The organism is Amycolatopsis sp. NPDC104775 (genome assembly GCF_055583325.1).
Genome location: NZ_JBVJOE010000005.1, coordinates 548,237 through 564,931, shown reverse-complemented (window position 1 = coordinate 564,931; position 16,695 = coordinate 548,237). Strand labels below are relative to the sequence as shown.

The window sequence follows — 16,695 nt, the reverse complement described above, 5'->3', positions numbered from 1 at the left end:
TTACCTGGGTGGCGAGGCAATTGACGTCGGCAGGAATTCGAGGTTGGACTCATGGTCTTGCGATCCGTTGCGTCCCGGGAAACCGGTGTGACCGAACTGTCGGCAGGCGTGGAGCCGTACGGGCCGGCGCGGAAGCGGCAGCCCGAAGGAAAGGTGGTCCAGCCGGCCGTCCTCCGTGCGATCGAGCTGATGCTGAAGCGCTACGCCGAGCCGATAACGCTGTCGGCGCTGGCGTCCGAGGTGTACGTGAGCCCGTTCCACTTCTCGCGGATCTTCGCCAAGGCGACCGGGGTGACGCCAGGGCGGTTCCTCACGGCCGTCCGGCTTTTCGAGGCGAAGCGCCTGCTCCTGACTAGCTCGCTCACCGTGTCGGACATCGTCTGCAGCGTCGGCTACAGCAGCGTGGGCACGTTCACCAGCCGGTTCCTCCGCGCGGTGGGCATGACGCCGACCGAATACCGCAACCCCGAAGTCGGCGAACTGCTCGTGGCGCACTCGGCGAACTTCCAGCGGCTGCCGTCGCTGCGGTCCCTGCGGGACTCCGGCAGTTCGTCCGCGGCGCCGAATCCGGGGCCCGGACAGCTGACCGTGCGGCTGCGGATGCCGGAGAACGCGGCACCGGCCACCGCGCTCGTCGGGGTGTTCGCCGACGCGGTGCCGCAGCGGGGGCCGGTGGCCTGCGGCGGAATATCGGACACCCTGTCCGCGGACCTCACCATCGACGGGGTGCCCGAGGGCACCTGGACGGTGATCGCCATGGCCCACCACGGTGCGGGGCGCGAAGCGCGGGGCAGGCCCGCGTTCACGATCGCCACGCAGCGAGCGACGGTGACGGAGTTCAGGCCCGCGCACGTGACGATGCGGATGAGCCCGCGGTCCCTCACCGACCCGCCCGTGGCCATCACCCTCGCTTCCCGGCAAACGCCCGCGCGGCAGCAGAGGGCGGCGTCGGAGCTGTCCCGTCTGCGCGCCGTCGCGTGACCGCTTCCCTGATCCGGAGGACTCCGATGTCGACTTTCTTGGGTTTGCTGCGCCGACGGCTCCTCGCGCCTTCGCTGGCGTCCGTGGGTTTCTCGGAACGCGGGTTCCCCGTCACTCCCACGGACGCCACGGCCCGGCTGGAGGCGGTGCCGCAGGCCGTGGTGTGCGGGTTCGAATGGGCGATCGAGGGCGCCTCGCTCTGGGAGGCGGAGCGGCGTCTCGCGCTGGTCGAGCCCGAGCAGCGCGGATTCGCCTGCGAAGGCGCGGCCATGGGGTACACGATCCTCGACGCGCTGCCGGGCGGCCGCGGCCGGGCGAAGGCGCTGCTGGAAGGTCCCGGCGAGCCGCACATTTTCCTCGCCTACATCGGAATCGGCTTCGCGATGGCCCGGCTGCCGCGTCCACTGTGGAAAAACGTCCTGCCCCAGCTGGCCGGCGTCCGGTACCACCCGGTGATGAGCTGGCTCGCGGTGGACGGGTACGGCTTCGACCGGGCCTATTTCGACACTCGCCGCTGGGTCGACGAGCAGGAGGTGCCGGAGCCGTACCCCTGGGCTGGGCGGGCGGACTACTTCCAGCGTGCTTTCGACCAAGGCGTCGGCCGGGCATTGTGGTTCGTCCACGGAGGAAATCCGGCCGCGGCGGCCGCCGCGGCCGGGCGCTTCGCCGAAGACCGCCGCGCCGACCTGTGGAGCGGACTCGGGCTCGCCGCGACGTTCGCCGGCGGCAGCGATCAGCGAGGGCTGGCAGAACTGCGCCGGGCGGCGGGCTCGTACTCCGCCGAGCTCGCGCTCGGCGCGGTGTTCGCGGTGAAAGCGCGGACGTACGCCGCGCACGTGCCGGTCCACACCCACCTCGCGTGCGGTGTTCTCACCGGTCTTTCCGTTGCCGGGGCCCAAGATCTCGCGGACCGCACCGAGCAACCGGACTCCGACGACGGCCCGTTGCCGCCATACGAGCTGTGGCGGGAACGGATCCGGATGGAATTCCAGGCGGTCGCCCGCCGCGCGGGCTGAACCGGCGGCACTCGCACGCAACCGTGGAGTAGACCGCCGACAGCCGAGTCTGTGACCGTAAAAGAGGCGAGTTCAAGCACCTATTCGACCCTGAAGGGGGAGAGTGCGTTGGGTATTGGTTGGCGCGCGCTCAGACGCCGTATCCTGACTCCGGACGTCTCGGAGACATCGCTGGTCAAACGCGGTTTTCACCGCAAGAGCCCAGCCGCTCAGGAATTGCTCGAGACGGTCGGGGAAAAATTCCTTCTCGGTTACGCGAACGCCGTCGAGGCGCGTTCCGCCGTCGAGGCCGGAGAATGGCTTGAACGAATTCCGCCGAAATTCCGCGGATTCGCGTACGAGGGCGCCGGAATGGGCTACGGCGTCCTCGACGGGCTTCCGCTGGGCAAGCGGACGAACATCGCCGAGTTCCTCGCCGGCCCCGGCCAGAAGCACGGCTACATCATCTACGTCGGGGTCGGCTGGGCGATGGCGCGCCTGCCGCGGTTCGCGTGGCCGAAAGCCGAGGCCTTCGACCCGCTGCTGCGCTGGCTCGTGCTCGACGGGTACGGCTTCCACCAGGCGTACTTCAAGACCGACAAGTACGTGCGCCACCACTATCAGGAGCCGCATTTCCCCTGGCCGGACCAGCGCTACGAGGGCTACGCGTCGCGAGCCATCGACCAGGGCATCGGCCGGGCGCTCTGGTTCGTCTGCGGGACCGATGTTTCGCTGGTGGGCAAGACGGTCGAAGAGTTCCCCGAATCCCGCCACGGCGATTTGTACGCCGGGATCGGGCTCGCCTCGACCTACGCGTGCGGCGCAACGGCCGAGGAACTGGCGGAACTCGTCGACCGGTCCGGAATCCACCACGGCCAGCTCGCGCAGGGAAGCGCCTTCGCGGCCGAAGCCCGGGTGCGCGCCGGCCTGCTGATCCCGGAGACCGACGTCGCCACCCGCGCGATCTGCGGGCTGCCCGCCGAGCGAGCCGCCGCGATCACCCAGGAGGTCCGCCCGGCGGCCGTCGCCGACGGCCCCGACGTGCCCGCGTTCGAAACCTGGCGGCAGCGGATCGCCGAAGAAGTGCTGACCCACGGAGGGAAGAAGAAATGACCGCGACCTTCGGCTGGCTGCGCAAACAGCTGGCGGGCATCGTGGCGCTGGTGCTGGTCCTCGGCCTGTTCCTGGTCGCGCGGTTGCCGGGCGTCTCCGCCGCCGAGCAGGACGCGATGGCGGGGAGATTCCACTTCACCCCGATGACGATCGCGCTGCCGGCGGCGAAGAAATCGCAGTCGATCCGCACGGTGAACAAGCAGTACAAGGACATCGCCGCGTGGATCTCCTCGGTCGGCGCCGGCGCCGCGATGAACGACATCAGCGGCAGCGGGAAGGCCAACGACCTCTGCCTGGTCGACCCGCGCAGCGACCAGGTCGTCGTGACGCCGACCCCGGACTCCGGCCCGCGCTACGCGCCTTTCGCGCTCGACCCGGCGCCAGCGCTGCCGACGTGGGACCACATGGCACCGATGGGCTGCACACCCGGCGACTTCAACGAGGACGGCCGGACCGACCTGCTCGTCTACTACTGGGGCCGCACCCCGGTCCTGTTCATGCAGAAGCCCACAGCGGCGAAGTTCGACGCCTCGGCCTTCGAGCCGACCGAACTCGTGCCCGGCGACCATCGCGGCCCGGACGGCAAATACGCCGGTCCGATGTGGAACACCGATTCCGCGACCATCGGCGACTTCGACGGCGACGGGCACACCGACATCTTCATCGGCAACTACTTCCCGGACAGCAAGGTGCTGGACCCGGAGGCGGACGGCGGCATCGCGATGAACCAGTCGATGTCGCACGCCACCAACTCGGGCGGCAAGTACCTCTACCGCTGGACCGGAGCCACCTCCGGCGCGCATCCGAGCGCACGATTCGCTGATGCCTCCCAAGGGATTCCGCCGACCGCGCGCTTCGGATGGACGCTCGCCTCCAGCGCGACCGACATCGACCACGACGGCCTGCCAGAGCTCTACCTCGCCAACGACTTCGGGCACGATCACCTGCTGTACAACAAGTCCACACCGGGACACGTGCAGTTCGGCGAGGTCACCGGGGTCCGGGGAGCCGCTGATCCGAAGTCGAAGGTGCTGGGCAACGACTCCTTCAAGGGGATGGGCGTCGACTTCGGCGACTTGAACCACGACGGCCTCTACGACCTGTTCGTCAGCAACATCACCACCTCGTGGGGCATCGAGGAATCGAACTTCCAGTTCATGAACACCGCGAAGGACAACGCCGACCTCACCGGGCAGCTCAAGAAGGGAGTCGCACCCTTCCACGACGAGAGCGGCGCCGCCGGGACCGCGTGGTCCGGCTGGGGCTGGGACGTCAAGATCCAGGATTTCGACAACAGCGGCGAGAACCAGATCGCGCAGTCGACCGGATTCGTGAAGGGGCAGACCAACCGCTGGCCGAACCTGCAGGAACTCGCCACCGCGAACGACGGGCTGGTGAGCAATCCGTTCTGGTGGCCCAACGCGCGGGCCGGGGACGACATCGCGGGCGACCAGACCCTGCATTTCTTCGTGAAGAGCCAGGACGGCCGCTACACCGACCTCGCCCCGCGGTTGGGGCTGGCGGTGCCGGTGCCCACCCGGGGCATCGCCGTGGGCGACACGAACGGAGACGGCCTGCCCGAGATGGCGGTGGCCCGGCAGTGGGCGGAGCCGATCTTCTACCACAACGACAGCCCCAACCCCGGCAAGTTCCTGCAGCTGAAGCTGACCACCGACGCCCCGGTGGCGCCCGGGCCGCTGCCCGCGGCAGGCCCGCCCGCGATCGGAGCCGAAGCGACCGTGACGACGCAGGACGGCAAGAAATACCTGGGCCGGGTCGACGGCAGCAGCGGCGAGGCGGGCAGGCGCAGCTTCGACGTCCAGATCGGCCTCGGGCGCGACGTCAGCGGCCCGCTCGACGTGCATCTGCAGTGGCGCGACCGGACCGGGCAGCTCCGCACGCAGGACCTGAAACTGCGCCCCGGCCGCTACAGCTACCAGCTCGGCTCCGAAGCGAAGGAGAGGTGACGCCGTGACGACCCCGGCTCTGACCAAAGTGGACAGTGCGCCGCCGAAGCGGCCGAACAAGGTCGTCACCGCGCTCCGGCGGTTCGCGATCTCGATCACGGTCTTCAACATCCTCGGCTACACGATCCTCGGTTTCGAGCAGCCGTGGCTGTACCCGCTCGTCGCGCTGGCGACCGCCTACGCCACGGAACTGCTCCTGGAGACCGTCAACGCACGCGTGACCAAGCGGCGGGTCCGGTTCGCCGGCAACGGGTTCAAGGGGCTCGCGGAGTTCCTCCTGCCCGCCCACATCACGGGTCTCGCGCTGAACATGCTGACCTACGTCAACGACCGGATCCTCGTGATGGTCTTCGGCGTCGTGGTGGCGGTCGGGGCGAAATGGGTGCTGCAGGCTCCGGTGTACGGCCGGATGCGGCACTACATGAACCCGTCGAACTTCGGCATCACGATCATCCTGCTGCTGTTCCCGTGGGCCAGCATCGCCCCGCCGTACCATTTCAGCGAGAAGATCGACACCTGGGGCGGCTGGCTGATCGTCGGCGTGATCCTCGTGTCGGGCACGGTGCTCAACGCCATGCTGACCAACCGGATGTGGCTCATCGCGGGGTGGCTCGGGTTCTTCGCGGTCCAGGCCGTGGTCCGCGGCCTGCTCTTCGGCACCGCTATTCCCGGCGCGCTGGGCATGGCCACCGGCATCGCTTTCGTGCTCTACACGAACTACATGGTCACCGACCCGGGCACGACGCCGTCGAAACCGGTTTCGCAGTTCGCCTTCGGGGCCGGGGTGGCGCTCGCGTACGGCTTCTTCATGGCGGTGCACGTGGCTTACGGCCTGTTCCTCGCCACGGCGAGCGTGTGCCTGATCCGCGGGGCGTTCCTGTGGAGCCTGCACTTTTCGAACAAGGCGCGCGTCAAGTTCGAAGCCGACCAGGCCGCGCGGAAGGCGAAGCTGGAAGTCTCCCCGCCGGCGGACGACGAGCGGCCCGGGGCGGTCGCGGCATGACTGGCGGCGCACCGCCCGGACCGCCGCGGCGAACGACTTTCCGGTTGCTGAAACAGCTTTTCACCGACCGGCTCGCACTGATGGGCGACAACGCCGAGGAGTACGGCGACCTCGTGCGCATCGCCATCGGCCCGAAGACGATGTACCTCGTCAACCACCCGGACCTGGCGAAGCACGTGCTCGCCGACAACGCCGCGAACTACCACAAGGGAATCGGGCTGCAGGAGGCCCGCCGGGCGCTCGGCGACGGTCTTCTCACCAGCGACGGGGAGGTCTGGCACCGGCAGCGGCGGACGATCCAGCCGGCGTTCCAGCCCAAGCGGATCGCCCGGCAGGCGGGTCTGGTGGCGGCCGAGGCGGACCGTCTCGTCAAGCGGCTCGCCGCGCATCCGGGTCCGGTCGACATCCTGCACGAGATGACCGGGCTGACGCTCGGCGTGCTCGGCAAGACGCTGCTCGACGCGGAACTCGGCGGGTACGGCACTCTCGGCCACTCCTTCGAGGCCGTGCAGGACCAGGCCATGTTCGAGGCGATCACGCTGGGCGCGGTGCCGGGATGGGTGCCGCTCAGGAAGCAGACCCGCTTCCGCGCCGCCCGCGACGATCTGCGCCGGATCGCCGACGAACTGATCGACCAACGGCTCGCGAATCCGGTCGCGGGCGGCGAAGACGTCCTCTCGCGGCTGGTCGACTCCGGGACAGAGGACGGGTCGTCGCGCGAGCGCGTGCGGGACGAGCTGATCACCTTGCTGCTGGCGGGACACGAAACGACGGCGAGCACGCTCGGCTGGGCGTTCCACCTCGTCGACGAGCACCCCGACGTCGCCGCGCGATTGCACGCGGAGGCCGTCGACGTGCTCGGCGACCGGCTGCCCGGCTACGACGACCTGCGGCGGCTGACCTACACCACGGCGGTCGTCGAAGAGGTCATGCGCCTGTACCCGCCGGTGTGGCTGCTTCCGCGGGTGGCGCAGGCCGACGACGAGATCGGCGGATACCGCGTGCCGGCCGGGTCTGACGTCGTCGTGGTGCCCTACACGCTGCACCGGCACCCGGCGTTCTGGGCCGACCCGGAGCGCTTCGACCCCGGGCGGTTCGACCCGGCCGGGCACGCGGGACGGCCGCCGCGCTACACCTACCTCCCGTTCGGAGCCGGGCCGAGGTTCTGCGTCGGCAACAGCCTCGGGCTGCTGGAGGCGGTGTTCGTGCTCGCGATGACCGCGCGGGACCTGGAACTGCGCAAAGTGCCCGGCCGCCCGGTCGAACCCGAGGCGATGCTCTCGCTGCGCGTGCGCGGCGGACTGCCGATGACGGTGCGCCCGCGCCCGGCGCGGGAACGCCGGGCCGCCGCCTGAGCCGCGGCGGACATTCGATGAGGAGGTAACCGAGTGGAACCCCAGACTACCGAGGAAGAACGCTTCCGGGACCTGACCCTGGAGGCCTACGCGGACACGATCGTGCCGGGGGAGAAGCGGTTCCCCGGGGACCGGGCGGTCGCGGGAGCCGCGCCCGGCCCGGGCGCCGTGGCGGCGGGCGCGCTCGAACTGCTGAACTTCGACGCGACCGGCGTGACAGCCGGACTTCCGTTCCTCGCGCAGTCGGTGAACGACCACGCGAAGGCTTACGCGTCCGAGGCGGAGCTGGAACTCGACACCGGGCTCCCGCCGTTCGTCGCCCTCCCGTACGAGCACCGCCGCGAACTGGTGCGGCGCCTCACCACGCCCGGCCATCCGGAGAAGGACGGCTGGGTCAGCCTGGCGCTGTTCTGCAACATGGCCTTCGACAGCGCCGCGCACCGGCACACCGCCGAAGCGATCCGCGACGGCCATCCCGGCCTGCTGGCCCTGGGGTACCGGCCGCCGGACGCCGACGGGGCCTGGCGGTTCCCGAAGTACGGCTACGGGCGCGAGCTGGCCGAGATCCACCCGGACACCACACCCATGGGGAGCCCGTCGTGACCGCCGTCGAGAAGACCGACGTCGTCATCGTCGGCAGCGGATTCGGCGGGTCCATCCCCGCCTATCACCTCGCCGCGGGCGGGGCCGAGGTGACCGTGCTGGAGCGCGGGCCGTGGCTGGCCGCGAACGACTTCGAACACGACTACCTGCTCGGCTCGTCTTACACGCGAGTGTTCGATTTCGTCGTCGGCGACGGGATGAGCGTGCTGGGCGGCAACTGCGTCGGCGGCGGCAGCGTGGTGTACTTCGCCGCGATGCCGCGGGCACCGAGGTTCGTCTTCGAACGGCACGGGAGCATCGGGCGGCGGATGTGGCCGTCAGCCATCACCCGGGATTCGCTCGACCCGTGGTACGACCGCGTCGACGAATCGCTCCCGGTGTCCACACAGGACTGGAACGACGTGTCCTACGCCGGCGGGCTGTGGGCCGCCGCCTGCCGCCACTCCGGCCGGACGGCGAACCCGGCCCCGGTCGCGGTGGACAACGACCAGTGCGTCAACTGCAACTTCATGATGGCCGGCTGCAAGTTCGACGCCAAACGGTCGATGCTGACGAACTATCTGCCCGCCGCGCTCGCGCACGGCGCGCGGATCCGGCCGCTGCACGAGGTCCAGCGGCTGGAACGCACCGCGGACGGCGGCTACCGGGTCCACTTCGCCATCGTGGACGACGAGGACTACCGCGTGCACACCGGCAGTGGCGTGATCGAGGCGAAGGTCGTCGTCATCGCCGCCGGCGCGGGCGCGACGCCGGTCATCCTGCAGCGGTCGGAAGAGGCGCTCGGCCGGATGCCGCACGGGGTCGGCCGGTACTTCTCGGGCAACGGCGAACGGCTCAACACCGCGGTCGTCGACGAGGACCGGGTGCGCGAGGTGCTCGGCCTGTCCCGCGAGGACGGCCCGGTCTACTCCGCGAACCACATCGGCAAGGGCCCGACCGTGGCGAACTGGGACAAGCTCGACGGCTCGCTGCCGGAGTACGAGCGGTATTCGCTGGAGCAGCTGTACTTCCCGCCCGGCCTGGGCACGATCCTCGCGCAGGTTCCCGGGGGAGCGGAGCCGCGCTGGTTCGGGCCGGAAAAGAAGGAAATGCTCAAGCAGTGGGCCAACTGGCTGACGATCTTCCTGATGACCGAGGACGACAACGAGGGCGTTTTCGGCGCGCCGCCGCCCACCGGCAACGCCTACCGGATCTCGCAGCAGATGCTCGGCCGGGGGCCGCTGCGCTACGAGCCGACCGAAAACACCCGGCGCGGCTGGAATCTCGCGGACGCCGACTGCCGGGCGATCATCGAGAAGGACGGCCTGGCGAAGGTCGCGCCCTGGACCAACGACCTCGTCGGCGCCTACACCGTCCATCCGCTGGCGTCGTGCCGGATCGGGGACGACCCGGCGACCTCCGCGCTGCACCCGAACCACGAACTGCGCGACCACCCCGGCATTTTCGTCACCGACAGCGCTTCGGTGCCGGGTGCGCTCACGGTGAACCCGGCCATGACGATCGCCGCGCTCGCCGAGCGGTCCGTCCCCGGGATCGTGCGGGCGCTGCGGGACCGGGGCGTGGACGTCAGCTACGGCGCCCCGGCTCCGGACGGTTCGACCACCGGCAGGCGGGCAGTGTCCAAACTCGACCTCGTCGCGAGGATCTGACCGTGGCGCCGGGTCCGGTCCGGGCCGCGCTCCGGCGGGCGCTGCGGGACGTCCAGTACGTCGAGGCGGTGCGGCCGCGGCGAGCACGCGGCCTGGTCCGGGACGTCTACCGAGAGGTCGAGCGAGACTTCGGCATTCTCGCGCCGCCGATCGCGCTGCACTCGCCCGCGCCCGACGTGCTCGCCGCGGCCTGGGTGCTGCTGCGGGAGTCGCTGGTCGCCGGCGGCCGAGCCGGCCGGGCCGACCGCGAGACCGTCGCGGCGGCGGTGTCGGCGGCCAACTCGTGCCCGTACTGCGTCGAGGTGCACGGGATGGCGCTGAGCGCGCTCGGCCGTCCGGGCACGGCGGCGTCGATCGAGGCGGACGTCGCGATCGACGACCCGGGCGCCCGCGCGCTTGCCGCGTGGTCGCGCGGTGCTCGGCTGCCTCCGGCAGTGTCGTCGGGCGAGCTGGCCGAACTGGCCGCGGTCGCCGTGGCCTTTCACTACCTGAACCGGATGGTGGGAGTCTTCCTCAAACCTTCGCCGCTGCCGGACAACGTCCCCGCTCCCGCGCGAGCGAAAGCGAAGGCACTGCTCGGGTTCTTCCTCAAGCCGGGCGAAGCGCCGGTCGCGGGCGGGTCGCTGGCGCGGCTGCGACCGGCGGCAGGAGACAGTCCGGAGTGGACAGTGCCGGGCAGCGTTCTCGCCGACGGCTTCGTCCGGGCCGCGGTGGTGTTCGAGGCGGCGGGGGAACGGGTGCTGGCTCCGCGCGTGCGCGAGCTGGTCCGCCGCGAACTCAAGGCGTGGAACGGCGAACCGCCCGGACTGAGCCGGAACTGGGCCGAGCAGGCGCTGACCGAGCTGCCCGCGTCCGAGCGTGCTGCGGCGCGATTCGCTTTGCTGGTGGCCAAAGCGGCGTACCAAGTGGACGCCGGGGTGATCGAGGCCGTCCGTCTCGACGGGACAGACGACCGCGCGTTGGTCGAAGCGGCCTCGTGGGCCGCGTTCACCGCCGCGGCGGAAATGGGCGGCCGCCTGGCATTGCACCCGTGACGGGAAACGTCGGCCTTGGCGATTTCGGTTTCGCGGCAAGGAATCTTTTCGGTCCGGCCCGCGGGCAGGAACAGAGAAGACCGTGGGCGCGCGGGCGGCCATGCTGGGACGGAGGCGATTCCAGTGAACGGCGTTGAAGAGCAAGTGGGAGTGCGGTGGCATGAGCGTTGAGCGAATTTCGATCGTCGGGATCGGCCTGAAGTACCCCGACGCGGATTCCCCGGAGCAGCTCTGGGAGAACGTGCTGGCCGGCCGCCGAGCTTTCCGCCGGCTGCCCGACGAGCGGATGAACCGCGAGGACTACTACTCGCCGGATCCGCAGGCTCCGGACCGGTTCTACGCGCAGAAGGCGGCGGTCCTGCGGGGCTGGGAATTCGACCGGGTGAAGCACAAGGTCGCCGGAAGCACTTTCCGCGCCACCGACACCACCCACTGGCTGGCGCTGGAGGTCGCGGCCGCGGCACTGGCCGACGCGGGGTTCGCCGGCGGCGAGGGCGCGCCGAAGGCGTCCACCGGCGTGGTCGTCGGCAACAGCCTCGCCGGCGAGTTCACCCGCGCCAACCTCATGCGGCTGCGCTGGCCCTACGTGCGCCGGACGGTCGCCGCGGCGCTGGCCGGGCGCGGCTGGGGCGACGCGGAGACCGCGGAATTCCTGCGGGCACTGGAGATCCAGTACAAGGAGCCGTTCCCGGAGATCAACGAGGACTCCCTCGCCGGCGGGCTGGCCAACACCATCGCCGGGCGCGTGTGCAACTACTTCGACTTCGGCGGCGGCGGGTTCACCGTCGACGGAGCCTGCTCGTCCTCGCTGCTGTCGGTGGTCACCGCGGCCAACGCGCTCGTGCAAGGCGACCTCGACCTGGCCGTCGCCGGCGGGGTCGACCTGTCCATCGACCCGTTCGAGGTGATCGGTTTCGCGAAGACCGGCGCGCTGGCCGCGCGGGAGATGAAGGTCTACGACGCCGATTCGAACGGTTTCTGGCCCGGTGAAGGCTCCGGAATGCTCGTGCTGATGCGGGAAAGCGACGCGGTCGAGCAGGGCAGGCGGATCTACGCTTCGCTCGGCGGCTGGGGAGTGTCCTCGGACGGGAAGGGCGGCATCACCCGGCCGGAAGCGGGCGGACACCGGCTCGCGCTCGAACGCGCTTACCGGCGCGCCGGCTACGGCGTCGAGACCGTTTCCTACTTCGAGGGGCACGGCACGGGCACCGCGCTGGGCGACGCCACCGAGATCGAGGCGCTGTCGTCCGCCCGGCGCGACGCCGATCCGCTCGCCGCGCCCGCGGCGCTCTCGACTATCAAGGGCAACATCGGCCACACCAAGGCAGCGGCGGGCGTCGCCGGGCTGATCAAGGCGACGCTCGCCGTGCACCACCAGATCATCCCGCCGGGCACCGCGCATCACGAGCCGCACGAATCGCTCACCGGAGCCTCGGCGCGGATGTTCGTCCCCCGGGAAGCGACGCTGTGGCCGCCGGACCAGCCCGTGCGCGCCGGTGTTTCGGCGATGGGTTTCGGCGGGGTCAACTCCCACGTCACGGTCACCGAGGCGCCGGCGGCCGCGCGCCGCCGCGAGGTCGACGACCGCTCCTGCGCGCTGGTCGCCGGACGGCAGGACGCCGAACTGCTGCTGTTCGATGCCGACGACCTCGCCGCGCTGCGCGCCCGGATCGCGGCGGTGCTGCAGTTCGTGCCGAAGCTGTCGTTCGCGGAACTGACCGACCTGGCCGGGCAGCTCGCCGGCGAGCTCGCGGGACGGCCGGTGCGCGCCGCGGTCGTCGCCGCCGATCCCGAGCAGGCCGAACGGAAACTCGCGAAACTGCTGGCCGGACTGGAGTCCGGCGACTCCGTGTTCTCCGCCGCCGACGGCGTCTTCGCGAGCAGCCGCACCTCGCCGCCGAAGATCGGCTTCCTGTTCCCCGGCCAGGGATCGGGCCGGGGCGGGGAAAGCGCGCTGCGGCGGCGGTTCGCCGCGGCTGCCGACCTCCACCGCGCGGCCGGGCTGCCCGCGGGCGGCGACCAGATGGCCACCGAGGTGGCGCAGCCGCGCATCGTCGCCGGTTCCCTCGCCGGGCTGCGCGTGCTGCGCCAGTTCGGGATCGAGGCGGATTCGGCGACCGGGCACAGCCTCGGCGAGCTGACCGCCCTGCACTGGGCCGGTGCGCTGGACGAGCGGGCGCTGCTCGAACTCGCGAAGGTGCGGGGCGAGGTGATGGCCAGGACGGCGGACGGCTCCGGGGCGATGGCCGGGATCGCCGCGTCGCCCGACCGCGTCGAGGAACTGGGCCTGGGCGACGAGGTGGTCATCGCCGGGTACAACGCGCCTCAGCAGACCGTGCTGTCCGGCTCGGCCGAGGCGATCGACCGGATCGTGGCGCGGGCGAAGGCGGAAGGCCTCGGCGCGGCCCGGCTCAAGGTGTCGCACGCGTTCCATTCGCCGGCGGTCGCGCCCGCCGCGCGCGCGATGACCGCCCGGCTCGGCGAATTCTCCTTCGCCCGGCTCGAACGGCCGGTGGTTTCGACGGTCAGCGGGGACGTGCTGCACGCCGCCGAGGACCTGCCCGCGCTGCTGTGCGAGCAGATCGTGCTGCCGGTCCGCTTCCGGGAGGCCGCGACCCGGGTGGCCGAGCGCAGCGACCTGGCCGTCGAGGTCGGCCCGGGCCGCGTGCTCGCCGGGCTGTTCGAGGAGACCGCCCCGGAGACTCCGGTGCTGTCGATCGACACCGACGACGGGTCGCTGGCAACGCTGCTGCGAGTGCTCGGCGCCGCGTTCGCCCTGGGCACTCCGATCGCGGCCGGGGCACTGTTCGAGGGCCGGGCAGTCCGGCCGCTGCCCGAGGACGGCCGGTACCGGTTCCTGTCCAGCCCGTGCGAGGCCGCGCCGAAGATCGACGCGGAACTCGCCGCCGAACTGGCCGCGAAGAAGGCCGAGGCGGACGAGAACACCAGTGCCGCGGGCGACGGCTCCGGAAAGTCCACTTTGGACCTTCTGCGCGAGGTCGCCGCCGACCGTGTCGAGCTTCCGCTGGAGACAGTCACCGCCGACACCCATCCGCTGGACGATCTGCACCTCTCGTCGATCACCGTGGGCCAGCTGGTCAACGACGTCACCCGGGTGCTGGACCGTCCGGCGCTGGCGGGCATGCCGAACTTCGCGACCGTCCGCCTCGGCGAACTGGCCGAGATGATCGACGAGCTGGCGGCGACCGAGGGCGGCGCGGACTCGGCGGCCCGGGGAGAAGCGCCGGGGATCGGACCCTGGGTCCGGCCGTTCGCAGTCGAGCACGTGCCCGCGCCGCGCCCGGCCGCGGCGGAGCACACCAGCGAAGGCGACGCCCAGTGGCAGGTGTTCACGACTCCGGGAAATCCTTTGGCCGCACCGTTGCGGACCGCGCTGGCGAGCGCTGGGGTGGGCGACGGCGTGCTGCTGTGCCTGCCGTCGGACTGCGGCCCCGAGCACGCCGGGCTGTTCCTCGAGGCCGGACGCGCGGCGCTGGCCGCACCGGCCGGTACGCGGTTCGTCGTGGTGCACCACGGTTACGGCGCGTCCGGCCTGGCCAAGACCTTGCATTTGGAGGACCCGTCAGCGAAGACCACGCTCGTCGACCTGGCCGACCCCGAGCCCGCCGATCCGGCCGCAGTCGCCGCCGCGGTGGCCACGGTGGCAGCCGAGGTAGCCGCGACCTCGGACTTCGCCGAAGTCCGCTACGACGCCCACGGCGACCGGACCGTACCCCGGCTCACCGCGCTGCCTCCCGCTCCGGCCGGTCCGGTCCAGGAGTCGCTGGACCGCGGCGACGTGCTGCTGGTCACCGGCGGCGGCAAGGGGATCACCGCGGAGTGCGCCTTGGCGCTCGCCAAGGACTCCGGCGCCCGGCTCGCCTTGCTCGGGCGCAGCGACCCCGAGGCCGACACCGAACTCGCCGAGAACCTCGACCGGATGGAAGCCGTCGGCATCCGCTGCCGCTACGAGCGCGCCGACGTCACCGATCCGGCGCGGACAGCCGACGCCGTCCGCAGGCTGGAAGCCGAACTCGGCCCGGTGACCGCGATCCTGCACGGCGCGGGCCGCAACGAACCGGCCGCCCTGTCCAGCCTCACCGAGGACAGCTTTCGCGAGACGCTCGCCCCCAAGGTCGGCGGATTGGCCGCGGTGCTGGACGCGGTGGACCAGGACCGGATCAAGCTGCTGGTCACCTTCGGCAGCATCATCGGCAGAGCAGGGCTGCGCGGGGAAGCGCACTACGCCACGGCGAACGACTGGATGACCGAGCTGACCCTGCGTTTCGGCCGGGAACACCCGGCGGCGCGGGCGGTCGCGCTGGAATGGTCGGTCTGGTCGGGCGCCGGGATGGGGGAGAAGCTCGGCGTGGTCGGCGCGCTGACGCGCGAGGGCATCACGCCGGTCCCGACCGAGGAGGGGATCGCCGTCCTGCGCCAGGTGCTGGCCGATCCCTCCGCGCCGCCGGTGCTGGTGGTCTGCGGGCGCACGGCCGGGCTGGCCACCCTGCCGATCCGGAAGCGGGAGCTGCCGCTGACCCGGTTCGTCGATCGCGCGGTCGTGCACTACCCGGGCGTCGAACTGGTCACCGAGGCGGACCTGTCCGCGGGCAGCGATCCCTACCTGGCCGACCATCTGCTCGACGGCCAGCTGCTGTTCCCCGCGGTGCTCGGCATGGAGGCGATGACGCAGGCGGCCGCGGCCGTGCTCGGCCGTTCCGGCACGCCGGTGTTCGAGGACGTCGAGTTCCTCCGGCCGGTCATCGTGCCGCCCGGCGGGACGACGACGATCCGGCTGGCCGCGCTCGCCCGCGACGCCGACACCGTCGACGTGGCGCTGCGCAGCGGGGAGACCGGGTTCAGCGCCGACCATTTCCGCGCCCGGCTGAGCTTCGCGCGGCAGGACGTGCTGGGCGAGCGGACGTCCTGCGAAGCCGCCCTTCCGCCGGTGCCGGTGGAGCCGGTGAGCGAGCTGTACGGGTCGGTTCTGTTCCAGGGCAAGCGGTTCCAGCGCGTGCTGGGCTACCGCCGCGCGTCCGCCCGGCACGCCGTCGCCGAGATCGCCACGACCGCCAACGTGGACTGGTTCGCCCCGTTCCTGCCGCAGGACCTGCTGCTCGCCGACCCCGGCGCCCGCGACGCGATGATGCACGCCATCCAGTGCTGCGTGCCGGACGCGACCTTGCTCCCGCAAGCGGTCGAGCGGCTGTACCTGGCCGAACCGGGAAGCCAGCACGAGGACTACGTCGTGCTGGACGCGCGGGAACGGTCCCAGGAAGGAGACAGCTACGTCTACGACCTCGACGTCCGCAATCCGGACGGGACGCTGGTGGAGCGCTGGGAAGGGCTCAAGCTCCGCGCGGTCCGGAAGCGGTCCGGGGCCGGGCCGTGGGTCCCGGCCATGCTCGGGTCCTATGTGGAACGTGCCTGCGAGCGAGTGCTCGGCGGAAGCCGGGCGGTGGCGCTGGAGCCGGACCCGGCGGGCAGCCCGGCCAGGGGGATCGCCGGACGGCGTGCACAGACGGCGCTCGCCGCGGGCCGGACGCTCGACCGGCCCGTCTCGATCCGCTACCGCCCGGACGGCAAACCGGAATTGGACGGCGACAGCGGCACTGCCGTCACCGCGTCGCACACCGCGCAGCTGACGCTCGCAGTGACCGGAACCGGTCCGCTCGCCTGCGACATCGAAACCGCGGTCGAACGGTCCGAAGAGGACTGGTCCGGGCTGCTGGGCGAAGAACTGCGCACCGCGGGGCACCTGCTGGCCGCGGACCTCGGCGAACCGCTCGCCGTGGCCAACACCCGGGTGTGGAGTGCGCTGGAATGCGTCCGCAAGACCGGCGAGATGACCGGCACGCTCACCGTGCGCGAGACAGCCGAGGACGGTTGGGCGCTGCTGGCCTGCGGCGCCGCGCGGATCGCCACCTGGGCGACGACGGTCGGCGACCGGCCGGACCCGATCGTCTTCGCCGTGCTCCAGGGAGAGGAGAGCTGA

General features: G+C 71.3%; 10 protein-coding genes. All 10 read left to right on the top strand.

Annotated elements, in window-relative coordinates; translation table 11 throughout:
* The first annotated feature begins 87 nt into the window (after nt 1-87).
* The 10 genes from ACZ63D_RS25320 (at nt 88) to ACZ63D_RS25275 (ending at nt 16,695) form a co-directional block, all read left to right on the top strand.
* Nucleotides 88-981: a helix-turn-helix domain-containing protein gene (locus tag ACZ63D_RS25320; RefSeq protein ID WP_465356820.1), complete on the top strand. Its 894-nt coding sequence runs from the start codon at nt 88-90 to the stop codon at nt 979-981.
* A gap of 26 nt (nt 982-1,007) precedes the next feature.
* Nucleotides 1,008-1,997 carry a DUF1702 family protein gene (locus ACZ63D_RS25315; protein WP_465356819.1) on the top strand — a complete coding sequence of 330 codons (990 nt, stop codon included), beginning with the start codon at nt 1,008-1,010 and terminating at the stop codon, nt 1,995-1,997.
* 114 nt (nt 1,998-2,111) lie between these two features.
* Nucleotides 2,112-3,089 carry a DUF1702 family protein gene (locus ACZ63D_RS25310; RefSeq protein WP_465357003.1) on the top strand — a complete coding sequence of 326 codons (978 nt, stop codon included), beginning with the start codon at nt 2,112-2,114 and terminating at the stop codon, nt 3,087-3,089.
* A complete protein-coding gene (locus ACZ63D_RS25305) occupies nt 3,086-5,056 on the top strand; it encodes an FG-GAP repeat domain-containing protein (RefSeq protein ID WP_465356818.1) in 1,971 nt (656 codons plus the stop codon). Before ACZ63D_RS25310 ends, ACZ63D_RS25305 begins: the two co-directional genes overlap by 4 nt.
* Before the next feature lie 4 nt (nt 5,057-5,060).
* On the top strand, nt 5,061-6,059 hold the full coding sequence (locus ACZ63D_RS25300; protein ID WP_465356817.1) for an enediyne biosynthesis protein: 999 nt from the start codon (nt 5,061-5,063) through the stop codon (nt 6,057-6,059).
* On the top strand, nt 6,056-7,414 hold the full coding sequence (locus ACZ63D_RS25295) for a cytochrome P450 (RefSeq protein WP_465356816.1): 1,359 nt from the start codon (nt 6,056-6,058) through the stop codon (nt 7,412-7,414). Before ACZ63D_RS25300 ends, ACZ63D_RS25295 begins: the two co-directional genes overlap by 4 nt.
* A gap of 33 nt (nt 7,415-7,447) precedes the next feature.
* On the top strand, nt 7,448-8,017 hold the full coding sequence (locus tag ACZ63D_RS25290; RefSeq protein WP_465356815.1) for a DUF5987 family protein: 570 nt from the start codon (nt 7,448-7,450) through the stop codon (nt 8,015-8,017).
* Entirely contained in the window at nt 8,014-9,666 is a 1,653-nt protein-coding gene (locus ACZ63D_RS25285; protein ID WP_465356814.1) for a GMC family oxidoreductase N-terminal domain-containing protein, read from the top strand. The genes ACZ63D_RS25290 and ACZ63D_RS25285 overlap by 4 nt, the downstream gene beginning before the upstream one ends.
* Nucleotides 9,667-9,668: 2 nt before the next feature.
* A complete protein-coding gene (locus tag ACZ63D_RS25280) occupies nt 9,669-10,700 on the top strand; it encodes a carboxymuconolactone decarboxylase family protein (protein WP_465356813.1) in 1,032 nt (343 codons plus the stop codon).
* A 160-nt stretch (nt 10,701-10,860) separates the two neighbouring features.
* A complete protein-coding gene (locus ACZ63D_RS25275; RefSeq protein ID WP_465356812.1) occupies nt 10,861-16,695 on the top strand; it encodes a type I polyketide synthase in 5,835 nt (1,944 codons plus the stop codon).

Coding starts and splice junctions, on each gene's coding strand:
- ACZ63D_RS25295 (WP_465356816.1), top strand. CDS start 6,056: ATGACTGGCGGCGCACCGCCCGGACCGCCGCGGCGAACGACTTTCCGG.
- ACZ63D_RS25305 (WP_465356818.1), top strand. CDS start 3,086: ATGACCGCGACCTTCGGCTGGCTGCGCAAACAGCTGGCGGGCATCGTG.
- ACZ63D_RS25275 (WP_465356812.1), top strand. CDS start 10,861: ATGAGCGTTGAGCGAATTTCGATCGTCGGGATCGGCCTGAAGTACCCC.
- ACZ63D_RS25315 (WP_465356819.1), top strand. CDS start 1,008: ATGTCGACTTTCTTGGGTTTGCTGCGCCGACGGCTCCTCGCGCCTTCG.